Raw genomic sequence first — 23,868 nt, 5'->3', positions numbered from 1 at the left:
AATAGAAGGTTGCATAATGATCCTTGAGAGTTAAGTTTTTAAAAGAGATTAACCGGGGGTATTAGATTTATTCGTCCATAAGGAATTTTACTTTAGACATTTAGAAAGTTTATTTAAGGCTTAGTCATTAATAATTAAAATTAAGCTATACTATAAAAATCTATTTAGTGGTAATAATGATGTTGCAGTCTACAAAAATTAGTATAGAAACACTTGTTTTAGTTGCAGTTTGGGAGCCACCTTTCATCTTTCAAGGGTGTTTTCAAATTACGGAGTTAACAGGTAAAGAGAAGGTTCTATATTTTTTTCGTTGTCAGTATGATAATGCAAACCTTACTAATAAAATTAACAATGATTTCTCACCTTATGATTATCATTTTTCTTATCTACATGATGAAACTAAACTGATTCAATTAGATCATTTGGATAAGGCTCGTGAAGGTGCTATCTATGCTCTTAAGTATGCTTTACATACAACCTTACTAGAAATGATAAAGCAAGAGCAAAGGAAGTTAATTTTTATTGATGATATTGCTATGGAAGCTATGATTGAAAGAGTAAAACCTGTTATAAAGCATAATGTATTAACCAATCTAGGTGATGATTTAGGTTTTGCTGCTTCTGTTGAATTTACGCCACAGGAGAAAACAGCACAAATAGCGGCGAACACATTACTTGCAAAATTTGCCAAAAAGAGTTTTAAAAATATAAATATTCACTGATTGTATTTTACTTAAGTTTGTTAATTATGTTAAGTTAGCACAATCTTGAAGAATTAGTTTTGCATGTCTAAGAAGTCAACCTAAATTCAAATGAAACTATCTTTTCGCTGTATTATTGCGATCTGTATTAATTACATAGAGCATTTTATCTTTTAATATTTCTTTTGGAGAGCTATTTCTTAAGAAGAATTTTTTAAGAATAGTTTTCATAACAATTCCTTCAATAAATAATTAAGCAATAACTGTTTACAGATATATTATCGTCTTTAAAAAAGTAAACTTTAGACTTCTATTTAAAATAATTTTGCACATCAAGGCGTTAGCATTGAATTATTCTATATTCTTAACTAGAATCGAATCTCTTTTTAATTTAATCTATTTTTAGGACGTCTATGTTAAGGAAAATAAACACAAGCCTTCTTCTTTCATTAAGTATTACACCTTGTTTTGCCGGTTTTTATATTGGTGCCAGTACGGGTCCAGAAGGTGCACTTTTTTATCAACGATCACATGTTACTCGTTTTAGCATTCATCCTACGGATAGGTTTGATGTTATTGATAAAAATCGTTTTGCAGGTACAGGTGTATTTGGCTCAATTTTTGGCGGTTATGGTCGGTCTTTTAATCGATTCTATTTAGCTCTAGAGGCTAATGCAAATATAAGCTCACTTGAATATAAGCATACTAATGATGAATATATACATGCAAATTTTTCTAAGACGACCTTTACTATTAAACGTAGTTATGGTGTAAGTTTACTGCCAGGTTATTTCCTATCAGAAACGACTTTATTTTACGGAAGAGTCGGCTATGCCAATGGGCGAGTAAAAATTTTTGAAGGTGCTGATCCAAGTATAAACAGTAGTACTAATAATTTAGATGGCATTCGCTTTGGGTTAGGCGTAAGACATGCCTTTTCGCCTCAGTGGATTGGGATGATGGATTATAGTCAAACACATTATGATCATGTAACAAGTCATACTTTTGATCCTTTTGGCTCTGTTGCCAAACATACTAAAATTACCCCCTACACGGCTCAAGTTGCTTTTGGCTTAATATATAGTTTTGATCAGCCTGCGCCGCCGGTCTATGTAAAATAGCAAAGCTTAATTGCCCTATTAGGGCAATTGCTTTAATCAGCCCTATTTTAATATTTAATTTCGTAAACATATTGACTCTTTCCTTAGCAATCATGACAATTAGAATTTTTAACACTAAGTGATTAAAAATAGAGCGTTACTTAGTTGCTAATTTGTTGGAGAAGCAATAATGATCAAGAAAATTAAAATAATAGCCGGTCTATTTCTCTTAAATTGCTCTATATATTCAGATGCAAATGCTTGGTATGGTGGTTGGTATTTTGGTATTGGCAATAGACATTATCATGAATATGATGCTGGATTTGGCTTTAACTATGGTGGTTGGCTGCCTTTTCCGAATATCGTAATTAATATTCCTGTCCAAAGAGAATATTATCCTATTTGTGAAACAGTTGAAGTTTGCGATGAAGTGGTTGATGAATGCTGGCTTGAAAAATATTGTCGCTAAACAAAAGTTATTCTGTATAAATATTTATACAGAATAACTAAACTAGAAATAGGCCTGTTTTCTTTATTTATTTGCATGCTCTGTATCGTAAGTCCAACTCGCTTCTTCTAATGCGTCTAAGTTATTATCACAAAGATGTCTTTTAAGTAAGTTGAATTTCTCTCCACTCCATGAATAAATAGCTAAATTAAGTAAACGCTCAATGGTTTGATCGTCAAAGCGTTTGCGAATAACTTTAGCTGGATTTCCTGTAACAATACAATAAGGATCAATATCTTTGGTAACTATAGCATTAGCGCCAATAATGGCACCTTCACCAATTGTAACGCCGGGCATAATCATGGAGCGCATACCGAGCCAAGCACCATCATGAATAATGGTATCACCTTTAGCTTTATAAGCTTCTACACTGTATTCAGGAAATGGGTAAAGACTAAACCAATCTGCACGGTGAGTATGATTTCCACCTAGCATAATGATTACCTCAGCAGCAATGCAGACATAGTCCCCGATATAAAGTTGATCAATAGCCCATTGTGGCTGCCAACTTTTTAAACTATATTCATCACCATACAGATATCTCACTACCGTTTCTTCAAAGCTACCTGTCCAAGCATCACTGTAATAACTGTGTGTTCCTTTAATATGTATATTTGGGTTTTTGACAACTTTATGTAAGTACTCTATTTTAGACCAATGCTTATTTCGTATATCATTCATCATTTAATCGTAAAGAAAATTTTTAATCCATTATATATGTTTTGCTAAAATACATATAGTTTTAATATAAAGCATATTTAAAATAAGTAATTGCTTGAGGTGTTAATGAGGTTAAAATTTAAATTATTATAAAAAAATTAAAATCAGCTAGGGATAGGAAAATTATGCATAACAATATTGATCTTTTTTTGCAGTCTAGAGCCTATGGGGTTGTAGGCGCTTCAAGTAATCGAGCAAAATATGGTAATAAAGTATTGCGCTGTTATATGCAGCATAATATGACAGCTTATCCTGTTAACCCTCGTGAAAGTGTGGTTGAAGGCTTAACTACTGTACCCTCAGTTGAAGATTTACCAGCAGAGGTAGAAAGTATTTCAATTATTACACCACCAATAGTGACGGAGAAAGTGATTGAACAGGCCTTAAAAAGAGGTATTAAAAGTATCTGGATGCAGCCTGGTGCTGAAAGCGCCTATTCAATTGAACGCTGTGAAAACGCAGGAATCAATATTATTGCTGGTGGCCCCTGTATTTTGGTTATTTTAGGTTTTAATGATTACTAATTTTTTAAATAAGATTTAATTTATGACTAAACAGCATACTAGTGATTTACATTGCCATCTTAATGGCAGCTTCAGCCTTTCTTTCTTAAGAAGAACGGCTATAAAAAATAATTGTTTAAATTTGTATAAGGAGTTAGAGCAGTTAAATCAGCATTATCTAACCAGTACAAATCAACAACCCGAGCAGGGCTATCCAACTGAATTAATAAATTTAGTCTGGAAGCAATTTGGTTTAATACATCGTATTGTCCAGGATCTTGATGATATTATCGCAGGCGTTATTGATGTGGTTGCAAGCTCTGATGCAAATTACTTAGAAATTAGAACCACCCCCAAGCCTATAGGTGGTTCATCTTTACTTGCTTACATCGAAGCTTTTGAGAAGGGGATTAGTCAAGCCAATCAACAATTTAATCACCATAAAAGAGCAGTAGGTTTATTAAGTTTAGATAGAACAATACATACAGCGCAAGATGCAAGATATTTCTTAGATTATATAAAATCTAGCACAACAAAAACACTTGTTGGTTTAGATATCTCTGGTAATCCCATAGCAGCTCGGACTTTAACTGGAGAAGAATTAAAAAAGACGATTGAATTAGTATTGGAAGCAGGTTTAAATGTTGCTATTCATATGGGTGAATCAAACAGTGAAGTTGAGAAAGCTGATACAGATACTATTTTAGATACCTTAGAAATATGGAAAAACAAGCTTAGTATACAAGCTCATAATTCTTTTTATGGAAGAATAAGATTAGGCCATTGTATTTATCTAACAGAAGAGCAAAAGAAACGTATTCAGAGACTCAATATACCTGTTGAAGTATGCCCAACTTGCCACAATAAGTTAAATTGGCACGATAAAAATTTAGAACATCCTGTAAAAAAGATTTATGAAGATGTTAGTAGCCAGCCTATTGTGTTCGGTACAGATGATGCAATCATTTTTGGTACTTCAGCAAAGTCAGAATTTAATAGTGGAGTAAGCTTTTTTGCCAATAAAAAACATCTAACTAGAAAAGAGATTAAACAACATCAGGCACAGTTTCGTTTTTCACTGGATTGAAATTGAAAGCCCCGTATAAATTAGAAGCTTATCTATTTTATTTAAATTTTAATTTATGCCTTAATTTTTTTAGTATTATCCTTTAAAACCAGAAAGTAGGCAGCAACATAGTTAGGGATATTTCGGGTAGCTTGATTGTAGGCTTCTCTACTTGAATAGGTACCTGCTAAAAAATCAACTTGATATAAGTTATTGGCAAAAGCACCACCTGTATCAGCTAAAATCCCTGCTCGAGAAATGATTTGGCCAGTCTTATTCTGATACTGCACCATCAGTAACTTACCAAGTCCCAACTGTTTTAGATCGGCTGCAAAGGTTACTTCTGGATTTATACTAATTTTGTAATTAGCATCTTTGCCATAACCTTGGACTCCCTGTACTGATTTAAAATACCAGAAACGTTCTTGTTGAGTGGGTTTTTTTAAAGAGTCATAGGCAATATTATTATTACGATGTACATTAAAAATCTTTTTATAGCGACTAAAATCAGCAACAATAGTGCCTTGCATTAATGCTGCTTCTAAATCCTTGCGACTTACATAGGCTAAAGCAGGAACATTTTTATTGGCCAGAGCGCCTTTTAATATTGCCTGTTTGCCAAACTGAAAGCGAGTGAGTTCAGGTTTGCTGTTCGCTTCTTCTAGAGTTAAATTTTGTTCATCCTGAGGCAAGGCATATAAAGCAAAAGATTTATTCTCCATAGGTTTTTCAGCGGCTTTAGCAAGATGAACATAATATTTTGTCATTAAAATTTGATCAGGAGGTAAACTCTTAAGCAACGGTTTAGCTGTTGATAATTGTCTTGCTTGTTTTTGATCAGGGTACCAGCGGATAAATTCGAAGTGCTCACGTATAAACTCAGGATTATTTAATTCATTTTGGTGTTCGCAAACAAATTTTAATGTCATCTTAATTCTATCAAGAGGTATTTGTATCACTGTGCCTGGATGAATGACTTCAGGATCATAATCTGGCCCTTTATCAAGATAAGCAAGTGTCTCTTTTGCTGTAGCGCATAATGCTTGCGTATTAAATTCATAACGATCGTCCACTATAGGTTCTGATAGCTTAAATTGTGGCGCTGCAAAAGGTGCTTTTAGTGCTACGATAGTCAAAAAAAATAGAGTTTTTTTAATCATAAGAGGGCAAATATCTTAGTTATTAGAGTAATTTTATTTTCATAACTGTTACAGGATGTTGGTTATATTCATCTGCATCAATGATGTGCCAGCCTAAACGCTCATAGTATTTCGGAATAGTTTTATCAAATGCAAAAAGGTAAAGTTCATTAAATCCTAATTTTTTCGCTTTTTCTTTAGTAGATTCAATTAAACTTTTACCAATTCCTTGATTCTGATAATTTGGATGAACAGCTAAAGAGCCTAACCAGGGCATTAAATCAGGACGAATGCCATCGTTTATACGAAGAGAACACATCCCAACAGGTTTATCATGATGCCAAGCTATAAGTGTAAGCGGAAGAGTATTATCATTTAGGTGAGCTTCAAAACGCTGTTTAACAACATCAATAGGCGTGTTAGGCATCCAAAGTTTGCCGAGTGTGACATACCAAAGTTGAGCCAGAGCTGGAATCGCTGTTTGCTGCTCTTTTAAAAGTTTAATGATTATCATCAATGCTACCAGCCAAGGTAGTAGTTAATTTAAATTATTTTATTTTATTGTTACAAACAAATAAATAATTTATAAAAAATTAAATTAACGAGTTAGTAGGACTAACATCTTAATTTTAAATGGTAAATTAATAATCCTATTTAAATTATCAGTTTAATAAACAGCTCCTTTACTATATTTCATCAACAGCATGTAAAATTTACTGCCTGTTAGTTAAAAATCTGATCTATAATTTAATTGCATAACTTAAGTTGTGAGGTATGTTATGGGCGTTCGAAAAAGATCTAGACCTGTTGAAAGTAGGAAGATAACGGATGCTGATTTAGAAAATATATCCGGAGGTAGAAGAAGTTTAACTACAGGAACAGCAGCAACAACAAGTGATACCTCAGGTTCTGCTAGTACATCAACATCAAGTAGTAGCCAGGTAACAGGTGGAGCTTCAGCATCTGGTGTTGCAACAACATCAGATCGTAGAGGAATCCGATCTGCTGCTGTAAGAGCTCGTAGATAGTAGTATATTAAGTAATATTAGAAATAATCATGTTTACTATCAATGAAGTTGTCAACTAATTATCACTACTATAAAAAGATAAATTTCCTAGTGAGTAATTAATTTTATTTTGAGTTGTAGGAGGTTAGTGATGAATAATTCAAAATCATTTGATGATCCGACTAATGATAGATTAGAGGATACTGAGTTAGAGAAAATATCAGGTGGCGTAGTGGCAAGACCTGTTAGGCCAATTGATCCAGGTCCCCCAGTTGGAAGAAGACCTGATACTCCGGCACCTGATGTTCCTCCAGGCTTGATTAGAAGACGTCCTGAAAGAGGGTGATAATCGAAAATGATGATTTAGAATGATATTAATAGGTTAAGGATAACCTATTATTTTTAACTATACTTTAGTTAAGTTTAATGCTGGGAACGGTTGGTGAACACATCAGAAAGGGAACTAGACGCTTTAAGAATCTTACAATTTTCTCCCTTATTTTCTAAATTAAGAAAGTCTATTTTATGGCGAATTGCAAGTCTTGCACAAAAGCAGACCTTCGATGTGGGTGATTATTTAATAAAGCAAGATGAACAAGGTGATAGATGTTTTATTATCAGTAAAGGCCGTGTTGAAGTTTTTTATGAGTCTAATAAACGAATTATTATTGGCGAAGCAGGCCCAGGTGAAATATTAGGTGAGCTAGCGATTATTGATAGCTTACCACGCTCAGCAAGTGCCGTAGCGATTGAATTAACAGAAACATTAGTTATTACGCAGTGGGATTTTAAAGCTCAATTACAAGCATATCCTGAAATTGCTCTAGAGCTTTTACCTCTACTCGCACAAAGATTAAGGCAAGTTCAAAATCAATTAATTAAAGACAATAATGGATAAAAAAAAAGGTATTGTTTTTCGTAAGAAGGCATTAGAGCAAGTTAATCGTCCTACACTCACTGAGGACGTAATTCAAGTTATTACGCCCAAGTACTGGTTATTGTTTTTAATTTTTTTTCTCATTATCGGCGCATTTTCTATCTGGTTGATTAAAGGAACTTTATTCATTCGCGTTGAAGGGAAAGGTGTGCTGATGGCTGCTAGTAGAGATATAGTGACAGTGCAGGCTCCCTCTATAGAAGGAAAAATAACAGATGTTTATATAAAGCCTGGGGATCAAATAAGCAAAGGGACTGTGCTTGTTTCTTATAATAATACAATTGCTCTGGAATTAAATACAAGCCAACATTATTTAATGAAATTAAAAGAGGAAGAAAAAACATTAAAAGCACGCTCAAAGCAAATTGTTTCTACTTTAGAGAAAAATCAAAATGAGCAAATTATTAAAATTAATGATAGTTTAAACGCAGCTCGTCAAAAACTTAAGCAGTTGCAGATTATGTTGGCTCTAAAAGAAAAAGCATTAAAAAAGGGCATTATTGATTTGCCTAATGTGACCGAAACTCGAGTAGAGTATTATCGACTGCTCCAGGAAATTAATTCACACGAGGCAGATTTAATTTCTATGAAAGCCAATTTAGTTGAACTAAAAGATAAATGGCTCGAACGCGAGCGCGAACTCGCTTTAGATGTACTTAAGGCTGAAGAACAAGTTGCACTTTTAAGAACAAAATTACAAGAGTCGCGGATTATTACAAGTCCTGTCAATGGCATTGTTGCTGAGGTTAGGGTGAGGCCAGGAGATTATACTAAAGCAGGAGAAGCCTTGTTAAGTATAATCCCAAAGGTACAAGATTTATATGCTTTAGTTTTCGTACCTGCTCGAAAAGGTAAGTTGCTAAAACCTGGTATGGCTGCTCAAATCACGCCTACTATTATTAATAAAATGGAATACGGCACTATTAAAGGGAAAGTACAAAGCATCTCACTTTTGCCAGTTACGCAGGAAAGTATGATGGCTGTATTAAAAAATCAACAGCTCGTTTCATCTTTCTTAAGCCAAGAACCTCTGATGTCTGTTAAAGTTTTGCTGAATAAAACCCCCCATACGCCTAGCGGTTTTCAATGGACCAGTCGTTTAGGACCTAATATTCAATTAACTCAAGGTACTTTAATTGACGCTATGATTAATATAGAAACTAAAAGACCTATTGATTTACTCGTTAACTTCTACAATTAATAATATCGCCATCTATAATTATTTATTATGGAAAACAAGCGACCTATACAAAAGCGGGTAAAAACACCTACCATTTTACAAATGGAAGCGACAGAATGTGGCGCAGCATCTTTGGCTATCATACTTGCTTACTATGGGAGATATATCACCGCTGAAGAACTAAGATATGCTTGCGGTGTATCTCGAGACGGCACGAAGGCAATTAATATCGTAAAAGCTGCACGAAATTATGGTATGGATGCTTATGGGGCTAATCTTGAAATAGAAGAATTAAAGAAAAAAAAGGTACCCTTTATTGTCTATTGGGGCTTTAACCATTTTTTAGTAGTTGAAGGTTTTTCTAAAAAGAAAGTTTATTTAAACGATCCTGCTACCGGCCCTCGTAAAATAAGTTGGGATGAATTTGAGAAAGAATATACAGGTGTTATTTTGGTATTAACACCTGGACTTTCTTTTAAAAAGGGCGGTAAACCTGAATTTTCTATTTGGAAGTTTTTATTAACTAGATTAAGACGAAATTATGTCGCTTTATTCTTTATCATTTTGGTTACAACTCTTTTAATTGTTCCAAATATCGCTATCCCAATTTTTACTAAAGCATTTATTGATTACCTATTGATTGATAATCAGAAAAGTTTAATTAGCTTTGTATTATTTGGCCTATTATTTACAACGGTTATGACTGTTTTACTAACATGGTTACAGTTAAAGTTTCTTAATCATTTAGATATTAAACTGGATGCAATGAACTCAGTAAATTTTCTTTGGCATCTACTACACATTCCTATTAACTTTTTTCAGCAACGATCAAATGGAGATATTGTTGAGCGAAGTTTAATTAGTGAAAGAATAGCCGCAGTTATAGCTAAAGATTTACCTGCGCTCGTAGTAAATACTTTAAAAGTTATTAGTTTTGGTTTGGTAATCTTTATTTTAAGCTGGCAGATTTGGGTGGCTTTATTATTATTAGTTATTTTAAATACGAGCGTCTTAATTATTAGTCGTCGCAGGTTAACCGATCTGGGTCGTAAATATGCAGGAGCTAAAGGTAAATTAGAAGGAATAGAAACTAATGGCATTCAAATTATAGAAACATTAAAAATTTCTGCTTTAGAACAATATTTCTTTAGTCGGTGGGCCTCTTTCTATACAAAATTTTTGACTGCTGAGCATCAACTTTTATTGACAAAAATTCTTGCTTCAGCAATTCCTAATTTCTTTAATTTAATAATTAATTTATCAGTTATTTTTCTAGGCGCTTTTTTTGTTATAAAAGGAGAACTTACTATAGGTTCAATTATAGCAATTCAAGCGTTAATTATTAATTTTCTTATTCCGCTTGATGCGATTACAAATTTTTTTAGTAATTTATTTGAAATGAAAGGTGATATGATTCGCCTAAAAGATATTACGGATACTAGAATTGATCCACTTTTTAAGTCAAGCCAATTTAATTCAAAAGATTTGGAAAAAGATATAGATCCTATCTTAAAAATTAATCAACTCTCTTTTAGTTATTCTCCCTTAGATCCGCCCGTCATTGATTCCATATCAATGACAATAAAACAAGGTGAACAGATAGCTATTGTTGGTCCTAGTGGTAGTGGCAAATCAAGCCTTGCTAAATTAATTTGTGGTTTAAATAAGCCTTTATTAGGTGAAATTTTATTTAAAGATATTCCCTATAGTGAACTTAATCGTACCTTATTAAGCGAATTTATTACTTATGTGGATCAAAATGTCTTTCTTTTTTCAGGTAGCGTACGCGACAATCTTTCTTATTGGGATCGAAAATTTACAGATAGAGAATTATCTGCTGTTTTAGAACAAGTGTATTTAGGTAAAGATCTTTTATTAAGAGGTGGGTTAAATCTTAAGTTACTTGAAGGCGGTATTAACTTAAGTGGTGGCCAGCGGCAACGTTTAGAGTTAGCGAGAGCTTTATTATTAAAGCCACAATTGCTTATTCTAGATGAAGCAACTTCTGCGATGGATCCACTACTTGAATCAGCAATCTATGAAAATTTACGGAAAATTAATTGTAGTTTAGTCATTATTGCTCATCGTTTAAGCGCTGTATGTGGTTGTGATCATATTTATGTTATCAATGAAGGACAAATTGTCCAGCAAGGTACGCATCAACAATTATTAAAGGAGCCAGGTTTATATAAAGAATTAGTGGAGAATGAAAAATATGAGTTATGATAAAATTCCACTGCTTTATGTAAAACGTTTAACGAAAGATTATTCTGCAAAAAAACATACCTATTCATCCTTATCAAATTTTTTTGATATTCATTTTGCGGCCTGCAAATTAGTAGCAAACTATTTAAATATTAAATTAAGTAAGCCGATAGCTGATACTAATCAATTTAATTCAGCTGATTATCTGCAGACTGTAGCGAATCATAATCTGCTACGTATCCGCCGAGTTCGCTTGAAAGATAAATGGTGGAAAAATGATGCAGGCCCATTGATTGGCTTTTTTGATCATCATTGCTGTGCGCTTCTCCCTAAAAAGGAGAGCTATGAGATTATAGATTGTAAAACAGGAGAACGCCGACTCGTTGATGAAAAAACAGCTAAAAATATTCATCATCATGCCTACATGCTCTATCCAGCATTGCCGGAAAAACATGTTTCTATTACTGCTGTATTAAAATTTACCTTTTCTTTTCTAAAAAAGGAAATGAGAAAAATTATCTTTTTTCACATTTTAGCAGCCTTTTTTTTAACGGCGGTTCCAGTTATAACAGGCGTCCTTTTTGAACAAGTTATTCCTTATTCTAATTATTCGTTATTAACTCAGTACGCAATTTTATTAATCATAATTGGTGTTATTGTAAGTTTGCTCCATTTTTTACAAGATATCCTCTTATTGCGTATCCGCTTTAGAGCCCAGCATCGCATCCAAACAGCGATGTGGGATAGATTATTAAAACTACCTATCTCCTTTTTTAAGCAATTTACAGCAGGTGATTTAAGTTTCCGGGTAGGTGTAGTTAGCCTAATTCAACAGGAGCTAGGCGAGCGTGTTATTTCGACTATTATTGCTGGATTTTTATCAGTTACCTATTTGATTTTGATGTTTTTTATTGATGTTTATTTAGCATTAACTGCTATTTTGCTTGTTTTTATTATGGTTACTTTTGTGTTTACTATAAACTTAAGGTTACTAAAGGTAACTAAGCGGTTAACAACTAAGCAGACTAAAATTAGTGGTATTCTACTGGGTTTATTAGCGTCTGTAAGTAAAATACGGGTAGCAAATAAAGAAAAAAATGCTTTTCAGCTCTGGGAAAAGGAATATGCTGCAAAAATTCATTCAAAATTTGTTGCTAATAAATTAATTAATAAAAATCATATTTTTACAAACGGATTTATGGGGATTAGCACCCTTATTATTTATGCTCTAGTTATTTGGCGTGGTAATACGCTAAGTTTCAGTAATTTTATTATTTTTAATGCTGCTTTTATTCAATTTTTTAATGCATTTTTAGAGTTAACGGCGGTTGTAAGCGAAAGTATTGAAATTATTCCCTTATTTCAAAAAGCTAAACCTATATTTGATTGTGTTCCAGAACAGGAAAAGAACAAAAGTAAAATTGATCTATTAGACGGGCATATTACCATGCAAGATATTGTTTTTCGTTATCCTGGTAATGAAAAACCGCTGTTTACTAATTTAAATATTAATATTATGCCGGGTTCTTTTACGGCCTTTGTTGGGCCATCAGGAGCAGGAAAATCAACTATTTTTCGGCTTTTATTAAGCCTTGATTACCCAGAGTCTGGTAATATTAAATACAGTGGTGTGGATTTAAAAAACATTAACCTGCATTCTTTAAGAAATCAATTGGGTGTTGTTATGCAGACAACACAATTAATCCCAGGCACTATTTATGAAAATATTTGTGGAAACAACAGCGCCTTATCACGTGAAGAAGCATATGAAATTGCAAAGCATGTAGGCTTAGAGGAATTTCTACAAAACCTTCCTATGGGTATCGATACCTTAATTAATGATGGTATTCAAATGCTCTCAGGTGGAGAAATACAGCGTATCAATTTAGCACGCGCATTAGGTAATAAGCCTAAAATTCTTTTATTAGATGAAGCAACAAGTGCGTTAGATAATAAAGTACAAGCCCAAATTAAACAGCATCTGCAAACCCTTAATATTACTCGACTAGTTATTGCGCACAGGCTTAGTACGATTGTTGATGCTGATATTATTTATGTCATTGATCAAGGGCGTTGTATAGAATCAGGTAGCTACCAAGAACTGATGGCAGCAAGAGGATTCTTTTATCAATTTGCATCTAGGAAATAGCTGTTATCTTAGAAAATGCAAAGCATTGATACAGGACTCAAATTAAATAGACTATTCGAAATTAGTTAATACCCACTGGGTATATTAATTACTTCTTTCTTGTTGATAAGAAATAGCTAGGAAATTAAGTTGCATGAAAAAAATCTTTATGCAAGAATAAAACTCTCTGCTTCTATTTATGCCAATTGTAGTTGAATTAACAATGAAACAGCCTAGTAATAACTTGTTATTTTTTTCATCAAGCCATGTTGCTCGGCCTATACGTTTTATTATTCGTCTTATAACTATTATTAACATTATTTGCCTGTCTTAACGATGAGCGATTAAAAGCGTTAAGACAGGGCTCTTAACGACAGATGCTCGCTCAGCAGATCGTATTTTACCTATCGATTAACTTTAAGAGAGTACAAATAATGGCAAGATCAGTTTTTGAAATTAATATTGGCAAAGTTTCTGCCTATCCTATTTGCGTAATTAGTTTGGCTGCAGGATTTCTCTTTTATAAATATATTTTGCAAGTTTTTCCAAGTATTATTACTGATGATTTAATGCAGCAGTTTAATCTAAGCGGCGCTAGTTTAGGCCAATTAGCGGCGACCTTTTATTATTCATATATGATCATGCAATTATTTGTCGGCATTTTGCTCGATAAATACAGTATACGCTGGTTTACAACTTTAGCTATTTTTAGCGCTGCAGTAGGGGTTTTATTATTCTCTGAATCGCAGACATTGCTAGTAGCCAGCTTAGCGCGGGCACTAATGGGCATGGGTGTCGCCTTTGCTACAGTTGCCTATATGAAATTGGCTGCCACTTGGTTTGAGCCTAGGCAATATGCTTTTATTAGTGGTTTATTAGCTACCGCTGCTATGGCTGGGGCTGTTTTTGGTCAGGCGCCATTAGCTTGGTTAATAGATAGTTTTGGTTGGCGACTTTGCTTATTGTTAGTAGGGATGATAGGGATTTTTTTAGCCGTATTGTTTTTCTTTATTGTACCTGATAAACAGGTTTATCCTACCGTACGCGATACAAACAAGATTTCTTTTGAAGATATCAAGCAAGCTCTACAAAATAAGCAAAATTGGTTGCTTACCCTCTACAGTGGTTTAGCATTTTCACCCATCGCAGTATTCGGTGGCCTTTGGGGGAATCCATTTTTAGAACAAGCGTATCATTTAAGTAAAACCCAAGCTGCTTCGATGGTATCTTGTGTATTTATTGGATTAGGCTTGGGGAGCCCTATTTTAGGTTTTTTGTCCGATAGATTAAACAATCGGCGCGATGTGATGTTTTTTAGTACACTTTTATCTTGTGTTGCTATAATAATTGTTTTATTTAGCTCTTCTCTTTCCTATGTTATTTTAGCACTTCTATTATTTTTATTCGGTTTTGGTCTAGGCGCTTTTATGCTTGTCTTTGCCATTGCAAAAGAAAATAATTCATTAGCCTTAACAGGGACTATTGCTGCTATGCTTAATACAAGCGATGCTATCTTAGACGCTATAACCGAACCATTCATTGGTAAATTATTAGATTTAACTTGGGATGGAAAAATAGTTAATGGGATACATGTATTTTCATTAAGCGGTTATCGTATGGCATTAACTATTTTACCTGTTTATTTAATCGTTGGGGCAATATTATTAATTTGGTTAAAAAAGCTGCCAAAGTCATATAGCCTCGTCCATTAAGCTTTAGACAAGGCACAAGTGATTGAGGCAGCGAGTGTATAAGGAATACATGACTGAAGCCAAGTGAACTTGCAACACTGTATAAAGCTTAGTACGCGAGGCTATACCAATAAAATATTACTTCAAAATCATAAGGAGCAAACTTGTGGCAAAGCAACATTCCCCCAGATTTTTAGCTTTAGTCTCAGAAGCTAAGAAAGAAATTAAAGAAATCGATGCGCCAGTACTTAAGGAAAAAATTGATAAGCATTTACCTATGTATCTTATTGATATTCGTGAAGATCACGAATGGCCAATAGGACATATTCCTACTGCCGTTCATATGAGTAAAGGCATTATTGAAAGAGATATAGAAAAACTCGTACCTGATTCAGCTACACCAATTGTTGTATACTGTAGTGGTGGTTTCCGCTGTGCTTTAGTTGCTAAGACTTTACAAGAGATGGGTTATATTGAAGTTTATTCTCTTGCTAAAGGCTTGCAAGGCTGGCTAGATGAAGGGTATGGTCTAGAAAAATAAGATTTCTGTAATTGATTAGCTCCTACCGCCGAACGGGTGTATTTGGTGCATCTTGCGCGAAAATAATCCTTCAAAGCTTGTCCCCATGTAGATGGGGATGCTCACATAGATAGCTATGCTGCGCTTTTTTAGCATTATTTTCACGCAACCTACACTTAAATCCAACCGTTCACCAAGATATTGATATACCCCTGATCTATTACAAATTTCTAAAATAAGAGTTAGCCCCATGTTTTAATGGGGTTAATCAAAAGCAAGTGTTCTTTTTTATCTTGCTACAACAGAGGCAGTCATTCTAGATACGCAACTTTTCTTACCCTCTTCATTATACATATCTATTTGCCATACATGAGTTGTGCGACCTATATGTATAGGATGTGTAATGCCTTTCACTGAGCCTTTACTTACAGGGCGTATATGATTAGCGTTAATCTCTAAACCAACACAGTAAAATTTACTTAAATCTACTACAGAATTCGCTGCAACACTTGCTAGTGTTTCTGCTAGAACCACATTAGCACCACCATGAATAATACCTAAAGGTTGTTTAGTCCGTTCACTAGCAGGCATCGTTGCTGTTAAGAAGTCATCACCTATCTCAATAAATTCAATTCCTAAAAAATCAGCAAGTGTATTTTGATTGCGTTTATTGATGTATTCGATAGTTAAAGGTTGAAACCAGATAGCCATAGTTATTCTCACATAAATGAGCAAATTTTTTCTTTAAATTTAGGGTAATTTATTTAAGCCTTTCCTCTTAAATATCTTCAATATGAGCGATAAGTTCACGGCAATGTTTCATACCCCGTTTATGCTTAGGCGGCATTTGCCAGTAGTCCCCAAATTGACGCTTTAAAATACGATCAGCATTATTAGGGATATTAAACTCGCCATCTTCAAACTTTGCTCGCTTTAAAGGATAAAAATCATCATAATGAAACCAATTGTTATTTATACAATCATAACCATAACCAAGATAGGGGCTATTTTCTTTATTAGCATCCCTAATAATGCCACTTAATAATTTTTCTAATAATGTCTTTGGTATCATTTGACTAAGTAGTCGATAAACTCTGCCATTGTGCCCTGGATATAAATAAACAGGTGCATATTTATGATATAAAAGCCGCAGCGTTTTTTTAGAAATAAACTTATATAAAGTTCGTTTTATAGGATTAACTGGCCTTTTATCATAAGGAAAAATATCAATATAAATACCTTGATGATAAGGCTCAACACCAACTTCCCTTCTAACAATATAGCGACTATTATTGTCTCTAATTTTTAAAGGAACAAATAAATTAAAGTAGCCCTTGTCCGTTTTGGCAGTTTGTAACCACATATTGTCTGGCAATTCAGCAGGTGCTAGCTTTAAGAAAGCCTCGAAACTTTCTCTAGGCATAGTAATATCAAGGTCATCATCCCACTTAATAAAACCTTGATGGCGGACAGCGCCTAGTAAAGTTCCACCTTCTAACCAATAATCTAAACCATATTTGTTACAGACTGCATCTACAAATTTAAGCATAGAGAGCATTTTTAATTGTGCTTGTCTTAAATTTCCGTTTTCCACAGGATTTGATAAAGAAGTCATTAGGAATCCCTTTTGATTGTTTTTGGCTCCATAAAAAGGTGAGAATAGTAAAATCTATTTAATAGAGAATCAAGATTTAAAATTTAATAAGAAAAGATAAATTATTGTAAATCCCAAACAGATCTATCGATACGTGAGAATTTGCAGTTATTTGGATTATAGGAATGGCGCACATTAAAAAATTGGTTTTCATTAATGGTTAGGTCTTTAATTAAACGTAATTTAAAATTACGCCACTGTGGTAGAGGGCCGTTTACACTTTGACCTTGATACTGGAAGGCATGCAATTGCTTCTTTCCCTTTAAAATACCAAAGTGATGTGGCTCAACTAAACGAGGTAAATTGTTATAAGTAAAATAAATAGGATGGCGCTTATAAATAGCCTTTGCAAGCTTAGTTTCTACGGACATAATTTTTTCCTAAATTTATCTTAAAGTTATTTGATTTAAGTGTAAAATTAGTTAAATTTACACTCTTTAATTTTAGACTAAAAAACCAATAATTTAAGGAATTTAGATAATAAATTTATATATTTTTTTGTGTAAAAAAACAACCGTTTATTATAATTTATCTCCAACTTTTTTAAAATCTTTTTCATTGAAAATAGCTGAATAAAACTTATAATGTTTAAATTCAAGTAAATTATTACTAGGGTCTTTTAGAAAAAAAGTTTGATGCTCTATCTTAGTGCCTAAAAACCGTGTTTTAAGTGTTATCTCAAAAGAAATTTGTTTATTAATTAATTGGTCGTAAAATTCTATAAACTCCTTTTCTTTAAGAAAAATCAACCCAAAATGTCGAGGATAAATACCTGTTTGTAAAGGTAGGGGCTCATCTATTAAATGCGCTACAATCTGATGATTAGCAAACTGAAAAATTAAAGCATGTTCTGACTCACGTCCAATAGCAAAGCCTAACTGCTCATGATAAAAAAATTTAGCTAAGTTGAAATCATGAACAGGGAAAGCAAGATGAAATAGTGTTTCCATAAAATAATTAGTTAAGTTGTCCGCATAATACTTATATTAGCCTACACTAATAGAAATACTTTAACTTTTTATTCTCTAAAAGAGAGGATTTTTGATTACAAGCGACTTGTCAGTAGTGTTGGTTAATTAAGGAGTAAAAATGATTGCGAGTTTACTTAGAAATTACATGAAATTGAAGTTTATCCAAATTGTAATGAAATTATTAGCTGGTAAAAAGGGCGCTTTATTAAGGGGCGGGTTTCCTGTTGCTTTAGCAACCTTCTTAATAGAAGAATTCTTTAATCGAGCCTGGAAGGAGAAATCAGCTAAGAATAAAGCTAGTAAAAATAAGCCAAAAAAATAACCTGATTTTGCCATATACTACATATGCTGGATTTAAATTATGGGCCGTATAGGATTCGAACCTATGACACAGAGGTTAAGAGCCTCCTGCTCTACCAGCTGAGCTAACGGCCCATAGATAGAATACTTCGTTTAGATAAAAATGCAAGTATTTAAATATAAATAGATTATTAGTTAATCCCAAGCTTTATAAGTTTCTATAATTCTATCAATATGATTTTTATTTCTACTTACAAGTGTTATAGGTTTTTTAGTAAATGTTTTTAAGGCATCTTCTAAAGTAACAAATGTAAATCCATGTTCTTTATAGAGATTAATAATATCAGCTAAGGTATACGCATTGATTACATTAGCATGAATTAATAGGATTTGAGCCTGATTTGGCGTATGAGCGCGGCGATTTCGCTCTAGAGCTTTTAGAGTTTGTTGCCAAATAAAGTCTAAATATTCTAGTTTTAGCTCTTCGTTTAAATAAATATTGCGAACCTCTTTCGGTAGAGCAACTAACTTTCTATTAAATAGGAAATCTTTACTATCAATGGTAATAGGAGCAACTGTATAATTTAAGGTTTTTAAATAGTCTATTACTTTTTCTTTTTTCTCTCCTTTGCTAGTAGCGAGATAAGGAAAGCGAAAATATTTAGGCTCGGTAAGAATAGGGGATAAAAGTTGATCTGCTAATTCTATTTCTTCGAGGTAAGCTGCGAGGTCTAATTTATTTAAATTTGCGTGCGAGACGGTATGATTTCCCAAGCCAAAACCTTCATCATAAAATCTTTTAAGCATTATCCAGCCTGAATGATCGATATCGCCCGCAATTATAAATCCCGTTGCGGGAATGGCCTTTTTTTTAAGTGTGTTCAGAATCATATTAAGATGAAAATTTTTCTTAGGACCTACGAAAGGCAAATCATCAATTGTCAGAGCTATTTTTTTCATCTCAGCAAAACAATTATGTAAACTTAAAAAAACAAGGGTAAAAATGAAGAATCTTTTTAACAATTTCAAGTTTTATCCAGCAATAAAGTAGTATGATAAATGGGTTATTCTAACAAAAATTGCTCTAAATGGCCTTGATTTATTGTTTTTTATCGTGAAAAAATTCATCTTTTTAAGCTTTATGCGAATTATTTTTGCTTATGCTGCTAATTTATTGTTTAATAAAGCGAGGGAAAGCACTAAAAAGTTAAGTTATTAAAGAGGTAAAAATAAAATTATGGCTAAAGCATTTATGAAAAGACTAACTTTACTCTCTTTAGGGACTATTATAACAGCGCAAGCCAATGACACTGCTTTTGGTGGTACAGGGGCTTCTCCCTATCCTATTGAGCAACCTAATATTGAAATGGTAGCTGAAAAAATAATAATAACCGGCCATGATCTTAATAAAGAAAAAAGAGGCGGTTCGTGGAGTTACCAATGTAGCTTTTTATTTGAAAATAATTTAAATAAGCCTATCGCTATTCAAATGGGTTTTCCTTTTCCTGTTAATAATGAAGAATTTGGTAATGTTGCTATTCCTGCCGGATATCAATCTAAACCGGGGGCGGCGCTTGTTTATGATTTTATAGCTACGGCTCGCAATAAACCTATTGCGGTAAAGAGGCAAAAAATCACGCCTAATAAAGAAAAAGGTTTATCTTATCAAGATGCTTACATTTGGAATTTTGCCTTTTTACCCAACGAAAAGGTTGCCATTAATCACCATTATAATACAGGCGCAACATTTGATGTCATGGGATATCATTGGGTGAATTATGTTTTAAAAACGGGTAAATTATGGCAAGGAGGGCGCATTGGGCGTACTGAGATAGATATTATTCCCAATACACCTACGCGTTTATGTAGTGAATTAAATAAGAATGCCCATTATACAAAACCTAAACCTAAGGGGATGAAAATCGTTGGTAAAGGTAGAAATAGGCATTATGTTTGGAATTTAAAAAATTTCTCACCTAACGAAGATTTATCAGTATGTTTACAAACCGGGCGAAATTATATTCGCTATCGTGTGGTTTATCCGTTATTAGAAGAAAATTTAACCCGTTTACGTGCAATGAACTCTGAGCAATTAGCGCTCATAAGAAACACGATTTACGCGCAATATGGACGCCCGTTTGAGAATACCAAATTGCAGCGGTATTTTAATCGTCAATGGTGGTATGAGCCTAATCCTGCCTACTCAGATAAACTATTAACGGCAGATGATCAGAAAATTTTAGCAGCTATTCGGCAATTAGAATTAAAAAAAGCTAGCTAAAGAGTAAATCTAATTGTTTAAAGGCTATGTAATTAAGCTAAGTTTTTAAAAATAAATTATTTTTTCATCAAAAGCTAATAAGTGTTTTTTTGGCATTATTAAGATTTCCTTAATAAAATTTGGTTAAGATATTATCAATTTTTTTTTGAGATTTTAAATGCCAGGGCCTCTGAGTGCGAAAGAATTACTCACTAAGCATAATGAAGAAGAATTAAAAAAATTTATTAAGAGAAAATATAAAGAAGAAGACGCTAGGCTTAAGCTGCCGCGCGTCTCTTCAGTTCCTGGTCTCCTAGGTGGTACTCATCTCGATACCTATACCAAATTTAGCCCTAAATTTACTGAGGGTCGCATAAGTTTCCTTAAAAAAAATAACCATGCTAAAGGTTTTACCTGGACCACTACGCCTCAAAATTTAAAAAAAGCGGTGCGTTGGGGGATCATTAAGCCTGAATCTTTAACGGGTAAAGTGATTGCTTGTTTAGGTCAATACCGAGTTTTAGCGCATGAGCGTGTTGCTAAGGGCATGACGAGTAATACGCAACATACTAAACTTAAACTACTTGATGTGTATCAGGATAGAATTGAAGCTTTACAAAATTTAGAGCGGCTAGTTAATAGAGAGAATAGCGAAGAAGATTTTGGAAAGGCAATTGATGCTTATATCAAAAAAATTCAAGACATTAAGAATAAGTTAAACTTAGAAGCTTTAGAAACGATTAATCCTGGCAAAAAAGCAGAAAGCATTGCTGATTTAGAAGAAGATATTAAACGTGCCAAGCAATATTTAGCTGGTTTAAAAGAAAAAAAGAATTTACGTCCTTACAATCGTTCTCGTGGTCATCATTCTATTTTAGAGTTTGTCAAACAACAAACAATGATGCATCTTTATGAGCTCCAGGGAATTAATCAAGATTTAACTTATAGTCATAGACGCTTTTTTGCCTTCACTCGCGGTGAACTCAATGATTATATTGAAGACGCTCGTAAGATTATAGATGATTATGAGGGTGACCCCCGCAATGTGATTACTACAGCGCATCAGGGTAATTTTGAGCCAGAAAAAAACGCCAATGCTGAGGAAGGTGAAGTTGACGAGTCAGACAATTTAATAACTTATGATTTCACAACCGAGCATTTAAATGGTAAACAAGAAGGTCAAGCTTTATTAGCAATTAGTTTTATTGAAGGTTGGGATGAGGTTGATTATACTGATAAGCCAAAAGTTAAAAGAAAGAATAAAAAAGAAGATCAAAATGTTACTTATTCAGAAGAAGATTTAAGTGTTATTTATTCTACTCGTTGGAAAACCCACCGTAATTTTAAAGCGTTTATAATCAGTTTTGCTTACTTTATAGGTAATATATTTAAAAGCTTTATATTGCCTGTTAAGCCATGGGAAGAAGAAACATGGAAAGATAAAAATTTTCATTTGGCGGCTGCAGAATTACGCGAATATGCTAAGCCAGATGAACCTATGTGGTATAAATTTGGTTGGTCTGCCAAGAAAGTTGGTGAAGCCTTTATGGATCTCTTTAAAGGTGTTTTTAGTGTAGGTGGAAAATTGTTTCATCAGATTTCATTTGGAATTAGAGATGATTGGTATTTAACAGAAAAATTAGAAGAGTTACCAGCCACACTTGAGAAAGTGCAAAATGAGATTGACACCATTGCTGAGCAAGAACAAAACCTTTTAACGAAAACATTAAGAACGATAAAAGATAAGTTAAAAGAAAATGGAAAAGACATAGAAGAATCTAATGCTAAAGATGTATCTGAATATCCTTTAGCAATAATTCCCTACCATTTAACGCCAGGTGATCAAAACGATATTCTGACCTCTATGGTTCGTGGTATTAATGGTTTTGCCAATGTCTTTACTCATAACATTTTTGCCAAAGATCCCGTTGCAGGTCTTGCCTTTTTATCTACTTATGCCATTGGTGGCGCTGTCATTTTCTTTCCTACGCTTTGTAAAGCATTTTTACCTTCTGCTTATATAAATTGGTTTTCACATGCTTCTTATTGTATGGGTCATTCTAAGGAAGCTGCTGTTATTGCAGGCGGTTCTACGCAAGCTCAATTCGGCTCTAGTGTAATGGATTTAGTTGCACATGGCCCAACAAGCTCAACAATGCAAGTTATTTCGGATATCGCTGAAAATCCAATAACAGTTGCTGCAGGCTGCGTTATTGCTTACTCATTAGGGTATTACCTCGTTAATGGTGTTAAAGGCCATACGATTCCTTTTGTTAGTGATTTTTTTAAGAGCGACTTAGGATCAGTACCTGAAACAGGGTATCCTCTCATCGGCGCTAAAGTGGGAATTTCAGCCTATGAGGCATTTCATACACCTGAAAACAATCCCTACATCACTATTCGTCTAACATATAATCATGATGAAGTGAACGAGAAAACAGAAGAATATAAAATTGAATTAACCAAAGAAGACCTACATATACGAAAGCAAATGTTTATAACTACTTGGCTTGTTGAAAATGCAAATCATCTGCCTAAACTTAAGTCAAAAACTTTAATTACTCTTGCTAGGCAAATTGACGAAGCTTTTCCCGAGAATGAAGCAGCTGCGCTAAAAAAACTGCTTTATCCCGAAAAAACACATTCAATTGCTTACCAATTAATTGCTATCCCAACGAGTTATATTCCAGCTCTACTTAGAGTCTTAATTAATATAGTTATGAGTTTTGGTGCCTTGGCTGTTGGAAAACCTAACCCTTGGAGCCCAGTAAAGCATGCTTTCAAAGATTTACGCATAAAGGCAACGACTGATCTGACTCGATTAATTAATACGGGTGCTGAATTAGTGAAGCTTATTTATACAGGTGTCGCTTCCATATTTAAAGTACTGGCCTTTGTTGGTGGAATGGCTATAAGCCGTATTGCAGGACTGGCAGGAATGTCACCTGGTCATCATTTTCATCGCGGCGTTGGAAAAATACATAATTTCTTTCGTAGCTTAGGAGAATTCTTATATCCAGCCAGAGCCGTAAAGAATGTGGTAGTTGCCCATCCCACAAGCGTAATTAATAAAGTTGAGGATTCCTATACCAAACTCTTAGCTAGCTTGGGGCAAAGAGCTATAGTTATGGAAGTAGAGAAACTTAGACAAGTAGAAGCTAACAAAGAAAAAATAAAAGAGATAGTTCCTGATCTAATTATTTCGGAAGAAGATAGCAATACAGTGTTAAATACATTAAAAGCAGTATCTTAAAAATCAGAGCTCTTTAAGGGTAATT

General features: G+C 33.7%; 24 protein-coding genes and 1 tRNA gene. 16 read left to right on the top strand and 9 right to left on the bottom strand.

Translation table 11 applies throughout. From position 1 onward, the window contains the following. Window positions 1–176: 176 nt before the first annotated feature. The 3 genes from ACQUW5_RS10515 (at window position 177) to ACQUW5_RS10505 (ending at window position 2,270) form a co-directional block, all read left to right on the top strand. The gene (locus ACQUW5_RS10515; protein WP_444991201.1) at window positions 177–722 is read left to right on the top strand and encodes a hypothetical protein; all 546 of its coding nucleotides are present in this window, start codon (window positions 177–179) and stop codon (window positions 720–722) included. A 392-nt stretch (window positions 723–1,114) separates the two neighbouring features. Beyond that, entirely contained in the window at window positions 1,115–1,822 is a 708-nt protein-coding gene (locus ACQUW5_RS10510; RefSeq protein ID WP_444991200.1) for an outer membrane protein, read from the top strand. A 169-nt stretch (window positions 1,823–1,991) separates the two neighbouring features. After that, window positions 1,992–2,270: a hypothetical protein gene (locus ACQUW5_RS10505; RefSeq protein ID WP_444991199.1), complete on the top strand. Its 279-nt coding sequence runs from the start codon at window positions 1,992–1,994 to the stop codon at window positions 2,268–2,270. Window positions 2,271–2,333: 63 nt separating this feature from the next. Here the strand turns inward: ACQUW5_RS10505 and ACQUW5_RS10500 are convergent, their stop codons facing one another. Further along, window positions 2,334–2,993, bottom strand: a complete 660-nt coding sequence (locus ACQUW5_RS10500; RefSeq protein WP_444991198.1) for a CatB-related O-acetyltransferase — start codon at window positions 2,991–2,993, stop codon at window positions 2,334–2,336. Between the two features lie 158 nt (window positions 2,994–3,151). Between ACQUW5_RS10500 and ACQUW5_RS10495 the strand changes: the two genes are divergently transcribed. Both ACQUW5_RS10495 and ACQUW5_RS10490 read left to right on the top strand, forming a co-directional pair. Beyond that, complete coding sequence (locus tag ACQUW5_RS10495) at window positions 3,152–3,553, top strand: CoA-binding protein (protein WP_444991213.1); 402 nt, start codon at window positions 3,152–3,154, stop codon at window positions 3,551–3,553. A gap of 22 nt (window positions 3,554–3,575) precedes the next feature. Beyond that, window positions 3,576–4,619, top strand: coding sequence for an amidohydrolase family protein (locus tag ACQUW5_RS10490; RefSeq protein ID WP_444991197.1), 1,044 nt, complete (start codon window positions 3,576–3,578; stop codon window positions 4,617–4,619). 53 nt (window positions 4,620–4,672) lie between these two features. Here ACQUW5_RS10490 and ACQUW5_RS10485 read toward each other — a convergent pair whose 3' ends face one another. Next, window positions 4,673–5,755: a hypothetical protein gene (locus ACQUW5_RS10485; RefSeq protein ID WP_444991212.1), complete on the bottom strand. Its 1,083-nt coding sequence runs from the start codon at window positions 5,753–5,755 to the stop codon at window positions 4,673–4,675. 25 nt (window positions 5,756–5,780) lie between these two features. Next, on the bottom strand, window positions 5,781–6,251 hold the full coding sequence (locus ACQUW5_RS10480) for a GNAT family N-acetyltransferase (RefSeq protein WP_444991196.1): 471 nt from the start codon (window positions 6,249–6,251) through the stop codon (window positions 5,781–5,783). 265 nt (window positions 6,252–6,516) lie between these two features. Here ACQUW5_RS10480 and ACQUW5_RS10475 point away from each other — a divergent pair, with 265 nt between their 5' ends. The 8 genes from ACQUW5_RS10475 (at window position 6,517) to ACQUW5_RS10440 (ending at window position 15,426) form a co-directional block, all read left to right on the top strand. Further along, the gene (locus ACQUW5_RS10475; RefSeq protein WP_444991195.1) at window positions 6,517–6,765 is read left to right on the top strand and encodes a hypothetical protein; all 249 of its coding nucleotides are present in this window, start codon (window positions 6,517–6,519) and stop codon (window positions 6,763–6,765) included. Window positions 6,766–6,895: 130 nt separating this feature from the next. Continuing rightward, a complete protein-coding gene (locus ACQUW5_RS10470) occupies window positions 6,896–7,090 on the top strand; it encodes a hypothetical protein (RefSeq protein WP_444991194.1) in 195 nt (64 codons plus the stop codon). A gap of 96 nt (window positions 7,091–7,186) precedes the next feature. Further along, window positions 7,187–7,642 carry a cyclic nucleotide-binding domain-containing protein gene (locus tag ACQUW5_RS10465; protein ID WP_444991193.1) on the top strand — a complete coding sequence of 152 codons (456 nt, stop codon included), beginning with the start codon at window positions 7,187–7,189 and terminating at the stop codon, window positions 7,640–7,642. Then, window positions 7,635–8,882 carry an NHLP bacteriocin system secretion protein gene (locus ACQUW5_RS10460; protein WP_444991192.1) on the top strand — a complete coding sequence of 416 codons (1,248 nt, stop codon included), beginning with the start codon at window positions 7,635–7,637 and terminating at the stop codon, window positions 8,880–8,882. The genes ACQUW5_RS10465 and ACQUW5_RS10460 overlap by 8 nt, the downstream gene beginning before the upstream one ends. Before the next feature lie 27 nt (window positions 8,883–8,909). Further along, entirely contained in the window at window positions 8,910–11,087 is a 2,178-nt protein-coding gene (locus ACQUW5_RS10455) for a cysteine peptidase family C39 domain-containing protein (protein ID WP_444991191.1), read from the top strand. Further along, window positions 11,077–13,215, top strand: coding sequence for an NHLP bacteriocin export ABC transporter permease/ATPase subunit (locus ACQUW5_RS10450; protein ID WP_444991190.1), 2,139 nt, complete (start codon window positions 11,077–11,079; stop codon window positions 13,213–13,215). The genes ACQUW5_RS10455 and ACQUW5_RS10450 overlap by 11 nt, the downstream gene beginning before the upstream one ends. 413 nt (window positions 13,216–13,628) lie before the next feature. Then, the gene (locus ACQUW5_RS10445; RefSeq protein WP_444991189.1) at window positions 13,629–14,906 is read left to right on the top strand and encodes an MFS transporter; all 1,278 of its coding nucleotides are present in this window, start codon (window positions 13,629–13,631) and stop codon (window positions 14,904–14,906) included. Window positions 14,907–15,051: 145 nt separating this feature from the next. Continuing rightward, the gene (locus tag ACQUW5_RS10440; protein WP_444991188.1) at window positions 15,052–15,426 is read left to right on the top strand and encodes a rhodanese-like domain-containing protein; all 375 of its coding nucleotides are present in this window, start codon (window positions 15,052–15,054) and stop codon (window positions 15,424–15,426) included. 267 nt (window positions 15,427–15,693) lie between these two features. Here ACQUW5_RS10440 and ACQUW5_RS10435 read toward each other — a convergent pair whose 3' ends face one another. From ACQUW5_RS10435 to ACQUW5_RS10420, 4 genes are all read right to left on the bottom strand, one after another. Beyond that, window positions 15,694–16,116, bottom strand: a complete 423-nt coding sequence (locus ACQUW5_RS10435; RefSeq protein ID WP_444991187.1) for a hotdog fold thioesterase — start codon at window positions 16,114–16,116, stop codon at window positions 15,694–15,696. Between the two features lie 67 nt (window positions 16,117–16,183). Further along, the gene (locus tag ACQUW5_RS10430) at window positions 16,184–17,020 is read right to left on the bottom strand and encodes a LicD family protein (RefSeq protein ID WP_444991186.1); all 837 of its coding nucleotides are present in this window, start codon (window positions 17,018–17,020) and stop codon (window positions 16,184–16,186) included. A 101-nt stretch (window positions 17,021–17,121) separates the two neighbouring features. Then, window positions 17,122–17,430, bottom strand: a complete 309-nt coding sequence (locus ACQUW5_RS10425; RefSeq protein WP_444991185.1) for a WYL domain-containing protein — start codon at window positions 17,428–17,430, stop codon at window positions 17,122–17,124. A gap of 150 nt (window positions 17,431–17,580) precedes the next feature. Next, window positions 17,581–18,009: a VOC family protein gene (locus tag ACQUW5_RS10420; RefSeq protein WP_444991184.1), complete on the bottom strand. Its 429-nt coding sequence runs from the start codon at window positions 18,007–18,009 to the stop codon at window positions 17,581–17,583. A 139-nt stretch (window positions 18,010–18,148) separates the two neighbouring features. Here ACQUW5_RS10420 and ACQUW5_RS10415 point away from each other — a divergent pair, with 139 nt between their 5' ends. Then, entirely contained in the window at window positions 18,149–18,352 is a 204-nt protein-coding gene (locus ACQUW5_RS10415; RefSeq protein ID WP_444991183.1) for a hypothetical protein, read from the top strand. 40 nt (window positions 18,353–18,392) lie between these two features. On the opposite strand, the gene ACQUW5_RS10410 is transcribed toward ACQUW5_RS10415, so the two are convergent. Together ACQUW5_RS10410 and ACQUW5_RS10405 are read right to left on the bottom strand one after the other, a co-directional pair. Beyond that, window positions 18,393–18,465 (bottom strand) — tRNA-Lys (locus ACQUW5_RS10410). A gap of 60 nt (window positions 18,466–18,525) precedes the next feature. Continuing rightward, window positions 18,526–19,290 (bottom strand): polysaccharide deacetylase family protein, encoded by a 765-nt coding sequence (locus ACQUW5_RS10405; protein WP_444991182.1) that lies wholly within the window; start codon window positions 19,288–19,290, stop codon window positions 18,526–18,528. A gap of 292 nt (window positions 19,291–19,582) precedes the next feature. Between ACQUW5_RS10405 and ACQUW5_RS10400 the strand changes: the two genes are divergently transcribed. Continuing rightward, window positions 19,583–20,611, top strand: coding sequence for a YARHG domain-containing protein (locus ACQUW5_RS10400; protein ID WP_444991181.1), 1,029 nt, complete (start codon window positions 19,583–19,585; stop codon window positions 20,609–20,611). Between the two features lie 157 nt (window positions 20,612–20,768). After that, window positions 20,769–23,843, top strand: coding sequence for a hypothetical protein (locus tag ACQUW5_RS10395; RefSeq protein WP_444991180.1), 3,075 nt, complete (start codon window positions 20,769–20,771; stop codon window positions 23,841–23,843). Window positions 23,844–23,868: the final 25 nt, after the last annotated feature.

The sequence above is a fragment of the Legionella pelazae genome (assembly GCF_052527395.1).
This window is presented reverse-complemented; position numbering and strand designations above follow the sequence as displayed.